This is a genomic window from Labrys okinawensis (assembly GCF_002982075.1).
Lineage (GTDB): Bacteria > Pseudomonadota > Alphaproteobacteria > Rhizobiales > Labraceae > Labrys > Labrys okinawensis_A.
In genome coordinates this window covers 1-19,747 of the sequence record NZ_PUEJ01000013.1, presented here as the reverse complement: position 1 = coordinate 19,747, position 19,747 = coordinate 1, and the positions used below count along the sequence as shown (strand labels likewise).

Here is a 19,747-nt window from a genome sequence, read left to right as displayed (position 1 = left end):
GTATGCCCAAGAAAAAGCATAAGAAGAAGCACAAGATAAGATCAGGAAAGCATAAGGGGTTCGCAATGAAGACCATTCGTAATGTTGCCGATCTGCGCGTTGTCATGCATCGCAACGAGCAGCCGATCTATTTCATATCGGCAACGAATTTCAACCTGATCGGCATTGATGAATGGGTAAGGAACTTCAAATTCATCAGCTATATCGATTGCTTCGACGGACGCCACCCCAATGTCTTCGTTCCCAGCGAGATTCCCCACGCTGAATTCGAAAGTATCGAGGACATCAACAACTATCTTCTCCAGCACAAGGAAGTGATCGACTACATCAAGCGCCGCGGCGGGCGTGCGGTTGCGACCTTCCTGATGTTCGACGAGACGACCGAGGAGATCTGCAACGATCTCGGCATCGAGGTGTGGTTCCCCAAGGCGTCGCTGCGTCAGCGCTGCGACAACAAGATGGAGACGGTGCGCATCGGCAACAAGGCCAAGGTGCCGTCCGTCCCCAACACGCTGGCCGGCGCCAAGAGCTACGAGGAACTGCTGGCCGCCGCCAAGAAGGCCGGCATCGGCACCGATCTCGTCGTGCAGACCGCTTTCGGCGACAGCGGGCACACCACCTTCTTCATCGCCAGCGAGGACGACTACAACAAATACGCCAAGGAGATCTCGGCCGAGGACGAGGTCAAGATCATGAAGCGGATCAAGTGCCGCGGCGCCACCATGGAGGCCTGCGCCACCAAATCCGGCACGCTGGTCGGTCCGCTGCTCACCGAAGTTGTCGGCCAGCCCGAGCTGACGCCCTATAAGGGCGGCTGGTGCGGCAACGAGATCTTTCCTGGCGCCTTCTCCGAGACCATCCGCGCCAAGGCGCGCGACATGGCCTATCGCTTCGGCAACCAGCTGGTGAAGGAAGGGTATCGCGGTTATTTCGACCTCGACTTCCTGATCGACGTCAAGGACAACGAAGTCTATCTGGGCGAGCTCAACCCGCGCATCTGCGGCGCCAGTTCGATGACCAATCACGCCGCCTTCGCCTATGCCGATGCGCCGCTCTTCCTGTTCCACCTGATGGAATTCTCCGGCATCAAGTACAAGATCGATGTCGAGGAACTGAACAATCGCTGGGCCCAGAAGGAATTCATCGATTCCTGGTCGCAGGTGGTGATCAAGGCGACCGACGACATCGTCGATATCGTTACCCACGTCCCCTCATCGGGCATCTATCACATGGCGCCCGATGGGAGCGTGTCCTATGACCGCTTCGACTATCACCGCCAGGCCATCGAGAACGAACAGGAAGCCTTTTTCCTGCGCATCACGGGGCCCGGCGACTATCGCTATGAGGGTGCCGATCTCGGCATCCTGATCACGCGAGGCCGGGTGATGAACGACGAGTTCGACCTGAACGAGCGGGCGCTCAACTGGATCAAGGGCATCAAGCGGCTCTACGCCACCAAGCCGCTAACGGAAGTCCAGCGCGACGACACGCCGTCCGCCGGCTCGTTCAAGATCCTGTAAGCGCGATCATGGATCTCCTGTTCGAAGCCGTGGAAGAGGACCGGCCCGGTGCCAAATGGCGCCGGCTGTTCGACCGACATTGGCATGCCTATAGCCGCTGGTTCATGCGGGACGGCATCAGGGCGCGCCCGACCTATCTGGCGAGCTTGAAGGCGATGCGTGCCCATATGCCGGAACTTCTGCCGGCCTATGAGGCGATCGTCTCGGCGGCCGGCGATGGCGATCTGGAGGCGCGCTTCCTGTCGATGTGGTGCCCGCCGGTCTATGTCGGCGGCTGCTCCCAGGCGATCATCACCGGTCCCGAGCCCGCCCTGATCCGCAATTACGACTACAGCCCGCGTCTCCTGGAGGGGTCGTGGCTCGCCACCCGCCTCAACGGCAAGCGGGTGGTGGCCGTGGTCGATTGCCTGTGGGGCGTGCTCGACGGCATCAACGAGGATGGCCTCGCCGTCTCGCTTTCCTTCGGCGGGCGGACAGCCGCGGGGGCCGGCTTCGGCATTCCGATCGTGCTGCGCTATATGCTGGAATTCGCCTCTAACACGGCCGAGGCGATCGAGATGTTGCGGCGCATCCCGGTGCACATGTCCTATTCGGTGGCGATGGTCGATCGCGCGGGCCGGCACGCCACCGTCTATGTCAACCCCGACCGTCCGGCCGAGGTGGCTGCAAAGCTCGTCAGCACCAACCATCAGCACGGCGTGGAATGGGCGCGCCATGCCCAGACCACCAAATCGGTGGAGAGGGAGGCGGCGCTGGAGAAGGCGCTGGCAGCCCATCAGAATACCGAGAGCGTCCTGGCGGGCTTCCTGCGTCCGCCCGTCTATCAGACCTCCTACGGAAGGGGCTACGGTACGCTCTACACGGCGCTCTATCGGCCGCAGGAGGCCTCGGTCGAACTGGTCTGGCCCGGCGTGATCTGGCGTCAATCCTGCGCGGAGTTCCGGGAAGAGGCGCGCTTCATCCGGTTCAATGACGGCGATTCCGATGGTTTCGCCCCGACCTTCAAACATGGGGCGGTAAGCTGAGCGTCCCCGGTCCTCGATGATGGGAAAAAAGATCAGCCGAGGCCGATAATAAATTGAAAATACGGAATAAAATTCCGTTTGGGGAGGGCGCAATGAAAGTTGTCGTTCTAGGGGGCGGCGTCGTCGGCACGGCTGCGGCCTGGTATCTTGCCAGAGACGGCCATGCGGTCACGCTGATCGAGCGGCATGCCGATATTGCCTGCGGCACCAGCCAGAGCAATGCCGGGCTGGTATCGCCGGGCGACTCCACCGCCTGGGCTTCCCCGGTCGCGCTCGTGACCTTCATCAAGTCCCTCTACAAGCCCGACATGGGCATCAAGGTCCGCTTCAATCTCGATCCGCATTTCCTGGCCTGGACCTGGCGCTTCCTCCTGCAATGCACGCAGGCCCGTGCCAATGCCAACACCGAGGTGAAGCTCAGGCTGGCCTTCTATGCGCGCCAATGCATCAACGCGTTGCAGGAGGAGACCGGCCTTGCCTATGACGACAAGCGCAAGGGCATCCTCTATTTCTACCGTTCGCAGCAGAGTCTCGATGCCGGCGCCAAGCATATGGGCTATATTGCCGAGCGCGGCCTGAAGATCGAGGTCGTCGATCGCGAGCGCCTGGTGGAACTGGAACCGGGGCTTGCCGCCGTCAAGCACCAGATCGCCGGCGGCGTCTATTCGCCGATGGACCAGACCGGTGATTCCAGCCTGTTCGCCCGCGGCCTTGCCGAACTCGCTCGCGAGCGCCATGGCGTGCAATTCCGCTTCAAGACCACCGTGACCGCCCTCGATATCGAGGGCGACAGGGTGAAGGCCGTGCTGACCGACCAGGGGCCGGTCGCCTGCGATGCCGTCGTGGTGTCGCTCGGCCCGGAGAGTTCGCTGCTCGCCCGCAAGATCGGCATCGATGTGCCCGTCTATCCGGTGAAGGGCTATACCGCCACCATCCCGGTCGACGACGACAAGGGGCCGACCATGGGCGGGGTCGACGAGGACAGGCTGATCGCCTATTCCCGCCTCGGCAATCGCCTGCGCATCGCCTCGACGGCGGAGTTCGCCGGCTATGACCGCACGCACAGGCCTGCCGATTTCGCCGCCATGTTCAGGACGGCGCATGACCTGTTTCCCGGGGCCGTCGATGAGAGCAAGGCCGTGCTCTGGGCCGGTCTCAGGCCGATGATGCCGGGCTCGGTGCCGGTGCATGGACGGGCGCGCTACGCCAATCTCTATCTCGACACCGGCCACGGCCATGTCGGCTGGACCATGGCCTGCGGCTCGGGAAAGCTCACCGCGGACCTGATCGCCGGACGCCGACCGGAGATCGACACGACAGGCCTGCTCTACCGGAATTGACGCGATGCCGGATCCCCAGATTTCCATCGATCTTTCCCGGATCGAACACAATGCCCGCACCATCGTCGAGACCTGCGCCCGATCGGGCATCACCCCCTTCGGGGTGACCAAGGGTACCTGCGGCATGCCGCAGGTGGCGCGGGCAATGCTGCGCGGCGGTGTTGCCGGCATCGCCGAGTCGCGCTTCGAGAACATCCGCCGGCTGCGTGATGCCGGCATCGACTGCCCCATCATGCTGCTGCGCAGCCCACCCTTGTCGCGGGTGGAGGAACTGGTGCGCACGGTGGACATCAGCCTGCAGTCCGAGCTTCAGCTGATGCGGGAGATCTCGCGTGTGGCCGAGCGGCTGGGGCGGGTGCATGACGTCATCCTGATGGTGGACCTCGGCGATCTCCGGGAAGGGATCTGGCCGAGCGACCTGATCCCCACCGTCGAGGCGGTGATGGAGCTGCCCGGTGTGCGCATTGCCGGTGTCGGCACCAATCTCACCTGTTTCGGCGCCATCATTCCCACCAGGGAGAATCTCGACCAGCTCGTCGCCCATGCCTACAAGGTCGAGAGCGTGACCGGGCGGAACCTCGACTGGGTTTCGGGCGGCAATTCCTCTTCGCTGCCCCTGCTGCTCGCCGGCGGCATGCCGGCGGGGGTCAACAATCTCAGGATCGGCGAGGCCATCCTGCAGGGCGGACGCGACACCTTCCTGGAGCAACCCTGGGAGGCCCTCGACCGCGATGCTTTCGAGCTGACGGGCGAACTGCTGGAAGTGAAGGTGAAGCCCTCCATGCCGATCGGCAAATCCGGCATCGACGCTTTCGGCAATGTACCCGTCTTCATCGACGAGGGCGATCGCCTCCGGGGCATTGCCAATATCGGGCGCGAGGACGTCATCGCGGAAGGACTGACGCCGACGCGGGCCGGCGTGCGCGTTTTGGGGGCTTCCAGCGACCATCTGGTGCTCGACCTCACCGATGCCGATCCGCCGCTCGCCGTCGGCGAGGATGTCAGCTTCCGGCTGAATTACGGAGCATTGCTGACGGTGATGACGTCGGAATATGTGGAGAAGGTTCCGATGCGGGACGTGATGGAACAGGGCCTGACCAGAAGCTATGTGATCGAGACGGACGAGGCTGGGCGCGCTCTGCTGGCCACCCATCATGTCGCGGAGCGCATCGAACGCCTGGGCTTCGAGCCGGCGGGTGCGGAAGCGTCGGTCGTGCTGTCCACCGATGCCCGGCGCGCGGGTATCATGCCCTTCGTGGAGGCGGCGGGACGCCGCTACGATGCGCTGGGACTGATCTGGATCGATTCCGAGGCGACGATGATGCCGGATGACGGCGAGGGGACGCCCGCCGAAAACGCCGTTTTGCGCCGACTGCTCTCCCGTCTGCCGCCCCATATCGCGGCAGAAAATGTGGTTCTTCTTGGCCTGCGCGAGGCGGATCCGGCCGAGGCCGAGGCGCTGAAGGCTTCGCGCATGCGCATCTACACCATGGCGGAGATCGACGCGGTGGGCCTGCGCCACGCCATGCGCGAGGCGATCGCCATCGCCTGCGCCGGCACGCGCGGTTTCCATCTTTGCTATTCGCCGACCGCCACCGACATGTCGGACTGGAGCGGCGGCATCGGCGGCATCACCGTGCGGGAGACCCATTCGGCCATGGAGATGGCGGCGCTCAGCGGCAGGCTGCGCTCCCTCAGCGTCTCGGGCATCGATAGCGGATTGCCGGCAACCATCGGCGCCGAATGCGCCAACTTCATCCTCTCCGCCTTCGGCAAGACGATCTTGTGAAGGCGACAAAGGACGACGAATCCATTCCATCACCCAACAGGAGTAATTCCATGATCAAGCGTCTTCATCCCGGCAAGCGGTTCTGCGAGGCCGTCATCGTCAATGGCATCATCACCACGGCCGGTATCACCGGCCGCGACGAGGCAGCCGATACGATTGGCCAGACCCGCGATATCCTCGCCCAGATCGATGCGCTGCTGGCCGAAGCCGGCACCTCCAAGTCCAACTTGATCAGTGCGAGCATCTGGCTGCGGGACATCGCCCATTTCGACCAGATGAACGAAGTCTGGGACCAATGGATCGACAAGGACAACTTGCCGGTGCGTGCCACCGTGGAAGCGCGGCTGGCCGCTCCGGGACTGCTGGTCGAAATCCAGGTCAGCGCCGTGGTTTGAAACAGCCTCCCGGTTTGAAACAGCCTTCCGGTTTGAAACGGATCAATGCCCTTGCCGGATTGCCGAAGCCTCCCGCGCTGAACCGGGAGAGGACGCTGCGGTGTCTGCGGTTCCCGGGAACCGCAGATGCTCCTACGAGTTGTCCCTAATATTGCGCCCGGCCGCGACATCGCGCCGAAGGCAGGCATTCGAATCCTTGACTCTCCATGACATATTTTGAAAAGAAAGAGGCGTAAACAGACCAAGTGCCATGCCGTTGAGCAGGGCCATATCTTCGGATGCCCCGGAAATCGGCATTCGGCTCGGGAGGCGGGCGCCGGATGAACCGGCCATCACCCGCGAAAGCGTCCTGCGATTGGCTTAATCGGCAAGGCGTTGAACAAGGGGGCGGCAAGGCGTCGTTTTCAAGGAAGCGTGTTTTGCGCCAGAGATCACAAGCTCCTTTCGGCAGGACCGGATGGTGCCGTGATCGGCAAGGTGAAAGGGCTTTTCCCGATGGAATGGGCTGGGAGAGAAAGCAATACGGCGGCGGAGCCGTCCTATGCGCGCACCTATTACCGCTGGGCTCGCTTCTACGATCTCTTTTTCGACTGGCCGTTCCATCCCGGGCGCCTGGCGGCGGCGCGGGCCGTCGCCCAGGCCGCCGGCAACAAGGGCGATGTGCTGGTCGCGGGCGTCGGCACGGGGCTCGAACTTGCCCTGATGCCGGATAATCTGCGCATCGTCGGCATCGATCTCGCCCGGCCCATGCTCGATATCGCCCGCGAACGGGTCAAGCGCAAGGGACTCGGCCAAGTCAAGGCCCTCCGGGTGATGGATGCGCAGGCCCTGGAGTTCCAGGAGGGCCGTTTCGACGTGGTGCTGGCGCCCTACCTTCTCAGCGTGGCGCCTTCGCCCCGGCAGGTCCTGGAGGAGATGTGGCGGGTAACCCGGCCGGGCGGCGAGATGATCATCCTCAATCATTTTTCGGCTGAAGGCGGCTGGCGCGTGCGGGCGGAGAAAGCCCTGATCGGCGCGGGCGGCTGGCTCGGCTGGAGACCCCATTTCCCCTATGCGGTGATCACCGACTGGCTGGCCAACCGCCCCGAGGCGCAGTTGCTCGAGCGGCGTGAGGTCGCTCCCGCCCGCCTGTTCACCGTTCTGCGCATCCGCAAACCGGCCTGAAAAACCAGTCTGACATTGCGAAGGTGCGGGCCGGGCGCGTAGACTGGCGATCTGTGCGGAGTGTTGCCATGACTGTCGCCGTCTCGATCCAGAACACGCCGTTGGAGCATCCCTCCGAACCGATCCTGCTGCGTCAGGACAAGGCTGGCGTGACCACGCTCACGCTCAATCGGCCGCAGCAGTTCAACGCCCTCTCCGAGGGGATGCTTGCGGCCTTGCAGGAGGCGCTCGACGCGATCGCCGGTGACGGGACGGTGCGTTGCGTGGTGCTGGCCGCCAATGGCAAGGCCTTCTGCGCCGGGCATGACCTGCGTCAGATGCACGCCAACCGCCAGCTCGATTATTATCAGGCTCTGTTCGCGCAATGCAGCCGGGTGATGCAGGCAATCCAGGCGCTGCCGGTACCGGTGATCGCCCGCGTGCATGGCATTGCCACGGCGGCCGGCTGCCAGCTGGTGGCAAGTTGCGACCTCGCCATCGCCTCGCATGCGGCACGCTTTGCCGTCTCGGGCATCAATGTGGGGCTGTTTTGCTCCACGCCGGCGGTGGCTCTGTCACGCAACGTCTCGACCAAGCGCGCCTTCGACATGCTGGTCACCGGCGGTTTCATCGATGCCGAGACGGCAGCGGATTGGGGCCTGATCAACCAGGCGGTGGTCGAAAGCGAGCTCGATTCCGCCATTGCGGCCAAGACGGCCGACATCCTGGCCAAGAGCCCCACAGCGGTGCGCTATGGCAAACAGATGTTCTACCGCCAGCGCCAGATGGCATTGAACGAGGCCTATGCCTTTGCCGGCGAGGTGATGGCCCGCAACATGATGGAGGAGGACGCCCGTGAGGGCGTCGAGGCCTTCCTGCAGAAGCGGCCCGCGCGCTGGGGCGCCTGACGCCGATCAGTGGCTGATCGATTTCGACATCAGGTTGATGATCACCACGCCGGCGAGAATCAGGCCGATGCCGATGATGGCCGGCAGATCGAGCGATTGGTTGAAGACGACGAAGCCGATCACCGAGATCAGCACGATGCCGATGCCGCTCCATAGCGCATAAGCGATGCCGACCGGCATGGTCCGCAGCGTGTAGGAGAGGAAATAGAAGGCGGCCATGTAGCACAGGCCCATCATCACCGTCGGCCAAAGCCGGGTGAATTCGTCCGAGGCCTTGAGGAGTGAAGTGGCTATGATTTCGAGGATCACCGCAATCACCAAAGCGGCGTAGGTCATCACGGCTGAGCTCAATGGGAGGTCCTCGGAAAGGCGCGTCGCCGATGCAGCGTTGGAAAGCCGGGCAGGGCGGCCAGATCTGCGATAGCCAAGGCGCCTTCTTCTGTAAAGGAGCGGCTCTGCCGGGGAACCATTCTGCGACCATGCGTCCGGGGGCCAGTGCCGTTTCCGGCAATATGCCGGCGATCTCGCTTGCCGATCGTCAGAAAATGGCAACGGCCAAGCGCTTAAACGGCACCGGCGCGCGAATTGCTTCGCGCGCCGGCCGGTTCTTGGCGGATGAGGGGAGCACCGAAGCGCTCACCTCTCATCCGGGGATGATCCAGATCTTTGGTAGCTGGAACGTCAAGCGGCGGAGGCCGCCTTGGCTGAGCCAGCGCAAATTTCCAGGATCTTCGTAAGGTTAGACACTGGATCACCTCCTTTCGTGGGTTGCGAACATCTTCAAGATGGCGGCGATGGCAGGGGATGTAAAGAGCCCGAGGTCGAAGGGGTAGAAATGGGGCCGAAACGCCCTTGTTTGGGCTTGAAACCTGGAATATCGCCGGGTTAGCCGCCGAGATGTTGTCGAATCCCCGCAACGAGGGCACGCAGGAGTCGGCGAATCCCTCGGCCTTGATTCGGGCCGGGCGGGCATGTTGCCGGCTTCTGGCTGCGGTGTATCAAGGAGAAAACGGTGAACGAGGCATTTGTTGTCTATGGAGCGGCAGGCTCGGGCTCCGTTCCGATCGAGGCGACCCTTAGCCTTCTGAAATTGCCGTATCGCGTGGAGGAATGCGCTCCCTGGGAGGGACAGCAGGAGGAAAACAAACTCGCCGACATCAATCCCATGCGACAGGTGCCGGCTTTGGCACTGCCGACGGGCGAAGTGATGAGCGAGAGCGCTGCGATCCTGATCTGGTTGGCCGATAGCTATCCCGAGGCGCGGTTGGCACCGGCTTTGAGCGAGCCGGCGCGGCCGACGTTCCTGCGTTGGATGACGTTCGTCTCTTCGGCCATCTATGCCCTCTATTGGGTCGCCGACAACCCTTCTCGCATCATCGAACATGCCGGCCACCACGCGACCGTCAAGGCTCGCCTGTTCGACCGCATCGCTCGCTGCTGGGAATTGATGGGCGCGCAGTTGCGTCCGGGCCACTATTTCCTCGGCGAGAATTTATCGGTTCTCGACCTCTATGTGGCAACGGCGTCGCGCTGGTCGCCCGGGCGACGGCGTTTCTATGAGGTTGCGCCCGGCCTGGCGGAGGTCGTCCGTCGCGTGGATACTGATTCTCGGCTGACGGCGATCTGGGCGGAGCGTTTCCCGTTTACGCAAGGATGGGAGCGTTAAGGGGCAAAGCGAAAGCAGGCCGGGGAGCGAGGCCGCCCTTCTGATGAGACCCATTGCCGTTTCAGACTCCGAGCCGATCATGCCGTTCAGGGGGCTGCTGGAATGCCACGTCACTCCCTATATCTGGAAGGCGCCGGCACCGTTTCCCGTTGCCGGCCAGATTGAGAAACAGCAGGCAGACATTTTGGCATGATGAAGAAAATCGGTTTTCTTTCGTTCGGGCACTGGACACCATCGGCCCAATCGCAAACGCGATCTGCCGCCGATACGCTGCTGCAGTCGATCGATCTGGCCGTCGCGGCAGAGGAACTGGGCGCGGATGGCGCCTATTTTCGCGTCCATCACTTCGCGCGCCAACTCGCCTCGCCTTTCCCTTTGCTGGCAGCCGTGGGAGCCCGGACCAAGCGTATCGAGATCGGCACGGCCGTGATCGATATGCGCTACGAGAACCCGTTCTACATGGTCGAGGACGCCGGTTCCGCCGATCTCATCGCGGGAGGGCGCCTGCAACTCGGCATCAGCCGCGGTTCGCCCGAGCAGGTGATCGATGGCTGGCGCTATTTCGGCTACCAGCCGGGCGAGGGCAAGAGCGACGCCGACATGGGGCGCCAGCACGCCGAGGTCTTCCTGAACCTGTTGCGCGGAGAAGGCTTCGCCCAGCCCAATCCGCGGCCGATGTTTCCCAATCCGCCGGGGCTGCTGCGGCTCGAGCCGCATTCGGAGGGCCTGCGTGAACGGATCTGGTGGGGCGCCTCATCGGATGCAACCGCGGTCTGGGCCGCCCGGCTCGGCATGAACCTGCAAAGTTCGACCTTGAAGAACGACGAGACGGGCGAGGCCTTCCATATCCAGCAGGCCAAGCAGATCCGCGCCTATCGTGCGGCATGGAAAGAGGCCGGCCATGCGCGCGAGCCGAGGGTCTCCGTCAGCCGGAGCATCTTCGCGTTGGTGAATGATGAGGACCGGCTGTATTTCGGGCGGGGAGGCGATGGAGAGGACCAGATCGGCTTCATCGACGAGCGGACGCGCGCGATCTTCGGGCGCAGCTATGCCGCCGAGCCTGACGTGCTCATCGAACAGCTCAAGCAGGATGAGGCGATCGCCGAGGCCGATACGTTGCTTCTCACCGTCCCCAACCAGCTCGGCGTCGCCTACAACGCCCATGTCATCGAGACGATCTTGACCAAGATCGCGCCCGCGCTCGGTTGGCGGTAAGCAGGCCGGTCGGCGGCTGCAAGAGCCACGATCGGGCGTTGCCTTAAGAAAAGGCACCCGCCAAACAGGTTTGGCGGGTGCATCATCCGAATTTTTCAAGGCTTTGAAATTACGCCATCTTCGTCGGCGGCGATGGATGTTCAAGGACATCCATCGCACCTTGGGACTTTCTCCGTCTATCCTCAGCTGCAGCCGGTGGTGCCCCCGCAGGTATCGCACTTCAGGCAGGTGCCGTTGCGCACCAGCGTGAAGTTGGCGCATTCGGGGCAGGCCTCGCCTTCATAACCGCGCAGCTTGGCTTCCTTGCGCCGCTCCGACGCCGGCTTGACCGCAGGCGTTGTCGGGGCTTCCCAGGCAAGGGCGTCGAGCGCGGGCTCCTCCTTCAGTGCCGTGGCACCGACGGTCTGGGCACCCGGGCCAGCCACGACGCCGCGGCTGAGACCGGTGTTTACGGCGCTCGACAAAGCGGTGATGGCGCCGCGGGTATCGCTGGTAACAGGGGCGAGCGTATTCGAGGCAGCGGTCGCTCCACCCGGCATCACCACGAAGCGTTCGGTCTTGGAGCGCACCAGGCCGCGCGAGACCGGCACGGTCACCGGCTGGGCCGGGGCCTTGCTCTCGCCGTCGCCGCGGCCGAGCGTGGCATGGCCGTCCTCGTCCGGCACGACATGGGCGAGGTCGTAGCGGCCGATATAGGAGATGGCGAGCTCGCGGAACACGTAGTCCAGAATGGAGGTGGCGTTCTTGATCGAGTCGTTGCCCTGCACGAAGCCCGAGGGCTCGAAGCGCGTGAAGGTGAAGGCTTCGACATATTCCTCCAGCGGCACGCCATATTGCAGGCCGAGCGAGATGGCGATGGCGAAATTGTTCATCATCGCGCGGAAGGAGGCGCCTTCCTTGTGCATGTCGATGAAGATCTCGCCGAGGCGACCGTCGTCATATTCGCCGGTGCGCAGATAGATCTTGTGGCCGCCCACCACCGCCTTCTGGGTGTAGCCCTTGCGGCGATCGGGCATCTTCTCGCGCTCGCGCGCCACTTCCACCCGCTCGATGATGCGCTCGACGATCTTCTCGGCGACCTGGGCCGCCCGGGCGGGCACGGGGCGCTCGAGATGCTCTTCCACCGCATCGGCCTCATCCTCGTCGGCCAGAAGCTGAGAGTTCAGCGGCTGGGAGAGCTTGGAGCCGTCGCGATAGAGGGCGTTGGCCTTCAGCGCCAGGCGCCAGGACAGCATATAGGAAGTCTTGCAGTCCTCCACCGTCGCATCGTTGGGCATGTTGATGGTCTTGGAGATCGCGCCCGAAATGAAGGGCTGCGCCGCCGCCATCATACGGATGTGGCTTTCGACCGAGAGGAAGCGCTTGCCAAGGCGTCCGCAGGGATTGGCGCAGTCGAACACCGGCAGGTGCTCGGCCTTCAGATGCGGGGCGCCTTCCAGGGTCATGGCGCCGCAGACATGGATGTTGGCCTTCTCGATATCCGCCTTGGCGAAGCCGAGATGGACGAGGAGGTCGAAGGACGGCTCGTTGAGCTTCTCGGCCGGGACGCCGAGCGTACCGGTGATGAAGTCCTCGCCCAGCGTCCACTTGTTGAAGACGAACTTGATGTCGAAGGCCGAGGCGAGGGCCTTCTCGACCACGGCGAGCTTTTCCTCGGTGAAGCCCTTGGCGGCCAGCGAGGTGTGATTGATGGCCGGAGCCTGACGCAGCGAGGCATGGCCGACGGCATAGGCCTCGATCTCGGCGATGTCGGCTTCCGAATAACCGAGGGTGCGCAGGGCCGCGGGAACGGCGCGGTTGATGATCTTGAAGTAGCCGCCGCCGGCCAGCTTCTTGAACTTCACCAGAGCGAAATCGGGCTCGATACCGGTGGTGTCGCAATCCATGACGAGGCCGATCGTGCCGGTGGGCGCGATCACCGTCGCCTGGGCGTTGCGGTAGCCATGGGCTTCGCCGAGCTCGAGGGCGTTGTCCCAGGCGGCCTTGGCATGTTCGGCGATGGCCTTGCCATTGTCGCCGAGAGCGGCGAGGGAGGCGAGGTCGAGGGCGACCGGCGTGGTGGACAACGCCTCATAGCCGGTGCTCTCGCCATGGGCGGCGCGACGATGGTTGCGGATGACGCGCAGCATCGCTTCGCGGTTCGGCTCGAAACCGGGGAAGGGGCCAAGCTCCTTGGCCATCTCGGCCGAGGTTGCATAGGCGACGCCGGTCATGATCGCCGAGAAGGCGCCGCCGAGCGCGCGGCCGGCATCGGAATCATAGGGGATGCCGGAAGTCATCAGCAGGCCGCCGATATTGGCATAGCCCAGGCCCAGCGTGCGGTAGCGATAGGACAGTTCCGCGATCGCCTTGGACGGGAACTGCGCCATCATCACCGAGATTTCGAGCACGATCGTCCACAGGCGAACGGCATGCTCGTAGGAGGCCAGGTTGAAGCTGCCGTCAGCGTTGCGGAACTGCAGCAGGTTCAGCGAGGCGAGATTGCAGGCCGTGTCGTCGAGGAACATGTATTCCGAGCACGGATTGGAGGCGCGGATCGGCCCCGAAACCGAGCAGGTGTGCCAGTCATTGATGGTGGTGTGGAACTGGATGCCCGGATCGGCGGAGGCCCAGGCGGCGTGCCCGATCTTCTCCCACAGGTCGCGGGCCTTCAGCGTCTTCACCGTCTTGCCGGTGATGCGGGCCTTCAGCTCCCAGTCGCCATCCTTCTCGACCGCGTTGAGGAAGGCATCGTCCACGCGTACCGAATTGTTGGAGTTCTGGCCGGATACCGTGAGATAGGCTTCCGAATCCCAGTCGGTGTCGTAGGTGTCGAAGGCGATGTCCTTGTAGCCCTGCTTGGCGAACTGGATGACCCGCTTGATGTAGTTGTCCGACACCAGGGCGCGGCGGGCCGCCTTGATCTCACGCTTGAGGGCAGGGTTGCGCTCGGGGTCGAAGCAGTCCTCGCCCGGGCCTTCGCATTGCACGCAGGCGCGCATCACCGCCTTCAGGTGCTTCTGCACGATCTTGGAGCCGGTGACGAGCGCAGCGACCTTCTGCTCCTCGCGAACCTTCCAGTCGATATAGGTCTCGATATCGGGATGGTCGGCATCGACCACCACCATCTTGGCGGCGCGGCGCGTGGTGCCGCCCGACTTGATGGCGCCGGCGGCGCGGTCGCCGATCTTGAGGAAGGACATCAGGCCGGAAGAGCGCCCGCCGCCCGAGAGCTTTTCACCCTCGCTGCGCAGGGCCGAGAAGTTGGAGCCGGTGCCCGAGCCATATTTGAACAGGCGCGCCTCGCGCACCCACAAATCCATGATGCCGCCCTCGTTGACGAGGTCGTCGGCAACCGACTGGATGAAGCAGGCATGCGGCTGGGGATGCTCGTAGGCCGAGGTCGAGGAGGTCAGCTTGCCGGTCTTGTAGTCGACATAGAAATGGCCCTGGCCGGGGCCGTCGATGCCATAGGCCCAATGCAGGCCGGTGTTGAACCATTGCGGCGAATTGGGCGCGACCATCTGCATGGCGAGCATGTAGCGATGCTCGTCGAAGAAGGCCTGGGCATCGTCCTCGCTGTCGAAATAGCCGCCTTTCCAGCCCCAATAGGTCCAGGTGCCGGCGAGGCGGTCGAAGACCTGGCGCGAATCCGTCTCGCCAACATAGCGCTCGGCCTCGGGGAGGGCGGCCAGAGCCTTCTTGTCGGGGATGGTGCGCCAGAGCCAGGACGGCACGGCGTTTTCTTCCACGCGCTTGGTGCGGGCGGGCACGCCCGCCTTGCGGAAATATTTCTGCGCCAGGATGTCGGCGGCGACCTGGCTCCAGGCCTCCGGCACGGCGATGCCCTCCAGCCGGAAGACGATCGAGCCATCCGGGTTCCGGATCTCGCTCGTCGCCGTCCGGAACGCGATGGACGCGTAGGGGGACTGCCCCTTCTTGGTGTAAAGCCGTTCAATCCGCATTGCGTTCTGCCCCGAAAATTAGACGCAAAAATCCGCGCCGTGCCATCGTTACGGCTCGGTTCGAAATCTGTCTGACATCCTGTTTACTCGTCGGTGAGTACATGGCCCTGCCAACGTTCGAATGCCGGGCTCCTGCCCCGCAATCCCGCGAGGTCACCCCCGCCGCCGACGTTTCCGACTGTGACTCAATAGGTAGGACTCATGGGGATGGGCGTCAAGATTTAGTGCCGGCAAAATGAGTGCCTATCTACATATAGTAGAAGCTGTGGAAATCGGGGACAAGCTTGAGCCACAGCCTTCAAGGTTCCGGAATCTCTGGCGAAATTGCCGCCTTCAACCTGTCTTTGAATTGCCATGTTCCGGTCATGTTTCATTTACCATCCCCGGCGGTTGATCCAAAATGGCACACAAGCCCTTGTGGAGAGATCGCCGAAGGCTTGCCGTAAGGGCAAGCGTGGGAGGGCGTGAAGGACGAATCGGGGCGCCTCGTTCCTTCACCCGCTTCGGGCGCGCGATTCGTCCTCGTCTCCGCCCTGGGTGATCAGGCGGGCGCTCCGCTGATTGCGCGTGTGGATCCACAGCCAGCTCAGCGCGACGCTGAGGCGGGAGCGCACGCTGATCAGGAAATAGATGTGGGCGATGCCCCAGATCCACCAGGCGAGCGCGCCGCGCAGCTTGATCCAGCCGAAGTCGATCACCGCGCGCTTCTTGCCGATCTGCGCCAAGCTGCCCTGATGCTTGTAGCGGAAAGGGGGTGGGGCAGGGTCGCCCGCCAGGCGAGCCCGAATCACGCGGGCGACATAGACACCGGCCTGCTTGGCGGCCGGCGCGATGCCGGGGACCGGCTTGCCGTCAGGACCGGCAAGGCTGACGGTGTCGCCGATAGCGAAGATCTCGGGGTGACCGGGAACGGTCAGGCCCGGCTCGACGATGATTCGGCCGTTGCGGTCCGCCGGGACGCCGAGCCATTCGGCGGCGGGGGAGGCGCGTACGCCGGCGGCCCAGACGATGGTGCGCGCCGGCAGCAGCTTGCCGCCATAGATGACACCGTCGGCCGTGCATTCGGTGACCGCAGCGCCGAGAACGACCTCGACGCCAAGGCTTTCCAGCGATTGTTTCGTGTAGTCGGACAGGTCATCAGGATAACCTGCCAGTACGCGAGGCCCGGCTTCCACCAGCACGACCCGAGCCTTGTGGGTGTCGATCCGCCGAAAATCGGGAGCCAGCGTGTCGCGCGCCAGCTCGGCGATGGTGCCGGCGAGTTCCACGCCGGTCGGCCCGGCGCCGACGATCACGAAAGTGAGTAGGGCATCCTGCACCGCGGGGTCTGTCTCGCGTTCCGCCTTCTCGAAGGCGATGAGAATGCGCCGGCGAATTGTGGTGGCGTCCTCGATCGCCTTCAGGCCGGGGGCGTAGGGCTCCCATTCGTCATGGCCGAAATAGGCATGGCGCGCGCCTGTCGCCAGAATCAGCGTGTCGTAGGCGAGTTGCGCGCCGTCCTTCAGGCGCACCCGGCGCGCGGTTGCGTCGACGCCGGTGACTTCGCCGAGCAGCGTGGTCACCTCCGGTCGCCCGCGCATGAGATGGCGAATCGGCCAGGCGATCTCGGAGGTGGACAAAGAGGCGGTGGCGACCTGATAGAGCAGGGGTTGGAAGATATGGTGGTTGCGCCGGTCGACCAGCGTGATCTCGACCGCTGCACCCTTGAGATGATGGATGGCCTCCAGCCCGCCGAAGCCGGCCCCGACCACCACGATGCGGTGGGATTCTCCCGCCATGATATAGCCTCCTGCTCCATGGTTTCAGATCGCGCTTAATCCCACGCCATCGCATGGGATTAAGCGCGACAGGATCCTGCGTCCGCGCACAGAAGCTTGTAGCATCGCCTTCTCGCAAGCAGAGTCGGAAAGAACGGGAAGATGAGCCTCACCGCCAAAGCCCATCAGCTCCATGACGAGGAGCGCACGCTCCTGCATCGATTGCGCCAGGAGCGGCGTGCGCAGCGGCGGTCGGCTCCGGCCGGCTTGCCCCTCGGCGCCCGCATCGCCGATGCCGTCGCCGCCACCATGGGAAGCTGGCCTTTCATCATCGTGCAGTCGGCCGTACTGGCGGCCTGGGTGGTGCTGAATGTCGTCGCGTTCATGCAGCATTGGGATCCCTATCCCTTCATCCTGCTCAACCTGGCGCTGTCGTTCCAGGCCGCCTATGCCGCGCCCTTCATCATGATGAGCCAGAACCGGCAGGCCGCCATCGACCGGGCCGCCGCAACGCATGACTACGACGTCAACACCAAGGCGGAACTGGAGATCGAATTGCTGCATGAGAAGATCGACCTCCTGCGCGAGACCCAGGTCGCGGAGCTGATGCAATTGGTCAAGCGACTGGAGGAGAAGCTCGATGCAGCGGGCGGGGCGCCGCCGGCCTGAGACCCGTGTCTTCGCTGCCTTGCACGCCGGCCGTCGCCGGTCCATGGTCCGGCCCTCCCTATCGCTACCGAGTCTGCCATGCCCCGTTCCATCATCATCGACACCGATCCCGGCCAGGACGACGCCCTGGCGCTGCTGCTGGCGCTTGGAAGTCCCGAGCTCGAGGTGCTGGGCATCACCACGGTGGCGGGCAATGTGCCGCTGGCCCTGACGAGCCGCAACGCTCGCGTCGTTTGCGAACTTGCGGGGCGGCGCGACATCACGGTCTGCGCCGGGGCGGACCGGCCGCTGCTGCGCCCGCTGGTCACCGCCGAACATGTGCATGGCAAGACCGGCCTCGACGGGGCGGACCTGCCCGAGCCCACCATGCCGCTCAGCCCGCGCCATGGCGTCGACTTCATCGTCGAGACCCTGATGACGCGCCCCTCCGGCACCATCACGCTCTGCCCGCTCGGCCCTCTCACCAACATCGCGCTGGCGCTGCTGCGCGAGCCGCGCATCGCCCCGCGCATCAAGGAGATCGTGCTGATGGGCGGCGGCTGCTTCGAGGGCGGCAACATGACGCCGGCAGCCGAGTTCAACATTTTCGTCGATCCCCATGCCGCCAAAGCGGTTTTCGCTGCTGGCGTTCCGATCACCATGGCGCCCCTCGACGTGACGCACAAGGCGCTCACCACGCGCCCGCGCGTCGACAGGATCCGGAAGATCGGTTCGAAAGTGTCCGAAGCTGCGGTCGGTTGGCTCGATTTCTTCGAGCGTTTCGACGTCCAGAAATACGGCTCGGAAGGCGGGCCGCTGCATGATCCCTGCGTGATCGCCTGGCTGCTCGAGCCTGGGCTCTTCACCGGCCGTTCCTGCAATGTCGAGATCGAGACGGAATCTCAGCTCACCCAGGGCATGACGGTGATCGACTGGTGGGGCGTCACCGACCGTCCGAAGAATGCCTTCGTCCTGGGCGGCATCGACGCCGAGGGCTATTTCGACCTGATCGCGCGGGCGATCGCGCGGCTGTAGAGCCTGCCGACGTGCCGTTTGCGTCAGAAATCGCTGATGACACGTTGCGCAACGGTGGACATCGCCGCCGCGCTTGGCCATAAGACTTGCAACGGAATACGAAACGGCAGCCCTCGATGAAAACGCTTCTGCAGATCTTCACGTGGTGGAACGGCTCCACGATCGGAACCCGCTTCTGGACCTCGCGGAAGGGCGAGCGCGTGGGCGAGGACGAGTTCGGCAATGTCTACTACCGCACCAAGGGCGGCGCCGTGGATCCGACCATCGGCGTGCAGCGCCGCTGGGTGCAGTATAACGGCTATGCCGAGGCCACGGCGATTCCGCCGGGCTGGTGGGGCTGGATGCACCTTCAGATCGACACCCCGCCGAGCGAGACCGAATACAAGCCGCGCGAATGGCAAAAGCAGCATCGCCCGAACCAGACCGGCACGGTGAACGCCTATCACCCCAAGGGTTCGATGCTTTCCCATGGCCACCGCCAAGCCGCGACCGGCGATTACCAGGCCTGGTCGCCCGGGGACTGACGCACCGTATGGCTGGGGTGTGGCCATGTCTGTGGCCGTCTTTTCGCCCCGATGGCGCGCTATCGCTTCTCGACTCGTCCAGACACGGATCCCTTTGCTTTTGCGTCCGCTTGCCTTCCTTCCCCCGATCGGCCGCTCGCGTTGCCTTGCCATGGCAAGCGCGGCCTGCCTCGGCTTGATCCTGGACAGTTCCGCCGCCCGGGCCGAACGCATCGCCAATCCCACCGCGGTGTTCACCGGCCTCGACAAGATCTCCGGCGAAATCAGTACCTTCGAGGCACCGGTTGGACAGACGGTGAAGTTCGGGGCGCTCAGCGTGACTCCGCGCGTGTGCTACAGCCGCTCGGCCAATGAGGATCCGCAAACCACGAGTTTCGTCGAGATCGACGAACTCACCCTCAGCAAGAAGGTCGAGCGCCTGTTCAATGGCTGGATGTTTGCCTCCAGCCCAGGCCTCAATGGTGTCGAGCATCCCGTCTACGATGTCTGGCTCAAGGACTGCAAGGGCGGCAAGACCAGCGATCCACCGCCTCCGCCCGTCGTGACGGCGCAGCCGGATACCAAGCCTGCCAAGGGCAAGAAGGGACAGGCGGCGGCGCCTGATCCGGATGCCGCTCTGCCGCCAGAAACCGGCGACGGCAGCACCGATTTCTTCGACCAGCCGGTGGATCCCAACGCGCCACAGGACTGAGCGGACAGCCTTGGCGGACTTAGAGCAGGGTGATTTTTGGTTGAATCGTTGGATTCCCAAATCGATTGAGAAGTGATTCAAGATAGCTGCGGCGGAGGAGGCCGCAGCGAATGGCAGTTCCTTATTCGATGGACCTTCGTGAGCGGG

General features: G+C 63.9%; 16 protein-coding genes and 1 pseudogene. 14 read left to right on the top strand and 3 right to left on the bottom strand.

What is annotated here, in order from left to right; translation table 11 throughout:
- Positions 1-65: 65 nt before the first annotated feature.
- The 7 genes from C5L14_RS26520 (at position 66) to C5L14_RS26490 (ending at position 8,120) form a co-directional block, all read left to right on the top strand.
- Positions 66-1,520: a biotin carboxylase gene (locus tag C5L14_RS26520; RefSeq protein WP_105865069.1), complete on the top strand. Its 1,455-nt coding sequence runs from the start codon at positions 66-68 to the stop codon at positions 1,518-1,520.
- A gap of 8 nt (positions 1,521-1,528) precedes the next feature.
- Positions 1,529-2,545, top strand: a complete 1,017-nt coding sequence (locus tag C5L14_RS26515) for a C45 family autoproteolytic acyltransferase/hydolase (RefSeq protein WP_105865068.1) — start codon at positions 1,529-1,531, stop codon at positions 2,543-2,545.
- Positions 2,546-2,637: 92 nt separating this feature from the next.
- Complete coding sequence (locus tag C5L14_RS26510; protein ID WP_105865067.1) at positions 2,638-3,885, top strand: D-amino acid dehydrogenase; 1,248 nt, start codon at positions 2,638-2,640, stop codon at positions 3,883-3,885.
- 4 nt (positions 3,886-3,889) lie between these two features.
- Positions 3,890-5,674 (top strand): alanine racemase, encoded by a 1,785-nt coding sequence (locus tag C5L14_RS26505; protein ID WP_105865066.1) that lies wholly within the window; start codon positions 3,890-3,892, stop codon positions 5,672-5,674.
- Between the two features lie 50 nt (positions 5,675-5,724).
- Positions 5,725-6,069 (top strand): RidA family protein, encoded by a 345-nt coding sequence (locus C5L14_RS26500; protein WP_105865065.1) that lies wholly within the window; start codon positions 5,725-5,727, stop codon positions 6,067-6,069.
- A 465-nt stretch (positions 6,070-6,534) separates the two neighbouring features.
- Positions 6,535-7,233 carry a class I SAM-dependent methyltransferase gene (locus C5L14_RS26495; RefSeq protein ID WP_105865064.1) on the top strand — a complete coding sequence of 233 codons (699 nt, stop codon included), beginning with the start codon at positions 6,535-6,537 and terminating at the stop codon, positions 7,231-7,233.
- A gap of 68 nt (positions 7,234-7,301) precedes the next feature.
- A complete protein-coding gene (locus C5L14_RS26490; protein ID WP_105865063.1) occupies positions 7,302-8,120 on the top strand; it encodes an enoyl-CoA hydratase in 819 nt (272 codons plus the stop codon).
- A gap of 6 nt (positions 8,121-8,126) precedes the next feature.
- Here the strand turns inward: C5L14_RS26490 and C5L14_RS26485 are convergent, their stop codons facing one another.
- Positions 8,127-8,456, bottom strand: coding sequence for a DMT family transporter (locus C5L14_RS26485; RefSeq protein WP_146127036.1), 330 nt, complete (start codon positions 8,454-8,456; stop codon positions 8,127-8,129).
- A gap of 44 nt (positions 8,457-8,500) precedes the next feature.
- Here C5L14_RS26485 and C5L14_RS26480 point away from each other — a divergent pair, with 44 nt between their 5' ends.
- The 3 genes from C5L14_RS26480 to C5L14_RS26470 all read left to right on the top strand — a co-directional run bounded on the left by C5L14_RS26480 (position 8,501) and on the right by C5L14_RS26470 (position 11,001).
- Positions 8,501-8,857, top strand: a complete 357-nt coding sequence (locus C5L14_RS26480; protein ID WP_105865061.1) for a hypothetical protein — start codon at positions 8,501-8,503, stop codon at positions 8,855-8,857.
- 275 nt (positions 8,858-9,132) lie between these two features.
- A complete protein-coding gene (locus C5L14_RS26475; protein WP_105865060.1) occupies positions 9,133-9,786 on the top strand; it encodes a glutathione S-transferase family protein in 654 nt (217 codons plus the stop codon).
- A gap of 192 nt (positions 9,787-9,978) precedes the next feature.
- Positions 9,979-11,001 (top strand): LLM class flavin-dependent oxidoreductase, encoded by a 1,023-nt coding sequence (locus tag C5L14_RS26470; protein ID WP_105865059.1) that lies wholly within the window; start codon positions 9,979-9,981, stop codon positions 10,999-11,001.
- Positions 11,002-11,183: 182 nt separating this feature from the next.
- Here C5L14_RS26470 and C5L14_RS26465 read toward each other — a convergent pair whose 3' ends face one another.
- Complete coding sequence (locus C5L14_RS26465; RefSeq protein WP_105865058.1) at positions 11,184-14,945, bottom strand: vitamin B12-dependent ribonucleotide reductase; 3,762 nt, start codon at positions 14,943-14,945, stop codon at positions 11,184-11,186.
- A gap of 494 nt (positions 14,946-15,439) precedes the next feature.
- On the bottom strand, positions 15,440-16,723 hold the full coding sequence (locus C5L14_RS26460; RefSeq protein WP_105865057.1) for an NAD(P)/FAD-dependent oxidoreductase: 1,284 nt from the start codon (positions 16,721-16,723) through the stop codon (positions 15,440-15,442).
- 141 nt (positions 16,724-16,864) lie between these two features.
- On the opposite strand from C5L14_RS26460, the gene C5L14_RS26455 reads away from it, so the two are divergent.
- The 4 genes and pseudogenes from C5L14_RS26455 to C5L14_RS26440 all read left to right on the top strand — a co-directional run.
- Positions 16,865-17,371, top strand: a complete 507-nt coding sequence (locus C5L14_RS26455; RefSeq protein ID WP_105865056.1) for a DUF1003 domain-containing protein — start codon at positions 16,865-16,867, stop codon at positions 17,369-17,371.
- A 78-nt stretch (positions 17,372-17,449) separates the two neighbouring features.
- Positions 17,450-18,385 carry a nucleoside hydrolase gene (locus C5L14_RS26450; protein WP_105865055.1) on the top strand — a complete coding sequence of 312 codons (936 nt, stop codon included), beginning with the start codon at positions 17,450-17,452 and terminating at the stop codon, positions 18,383-18,385.
- A 116-nt stretch (positions 18,386-18,501) separates the two neighbouring features.
- A complete protein-coding gene (locus C5L14_RS26445) occupies positions 18,502-18,909 on the top strand; it encodes an NADH:ubiquinone oxidoreductase subunit NDUFA12 (protein ID WP_105865054.1) in 408 nt (135 codons plus the stop codon).
- A 25-nt stretch (positions 18,910-18,934) separates the two neighbouring features.
- Positions 18,935-19,444: pseudogene (locus C5L14_RS26440) on the top strand (DUF2155 domain-containing protein); the annotation flags it as partial.
- Positions 19,445-19,747: the final 303 nt, after the last annotated feature.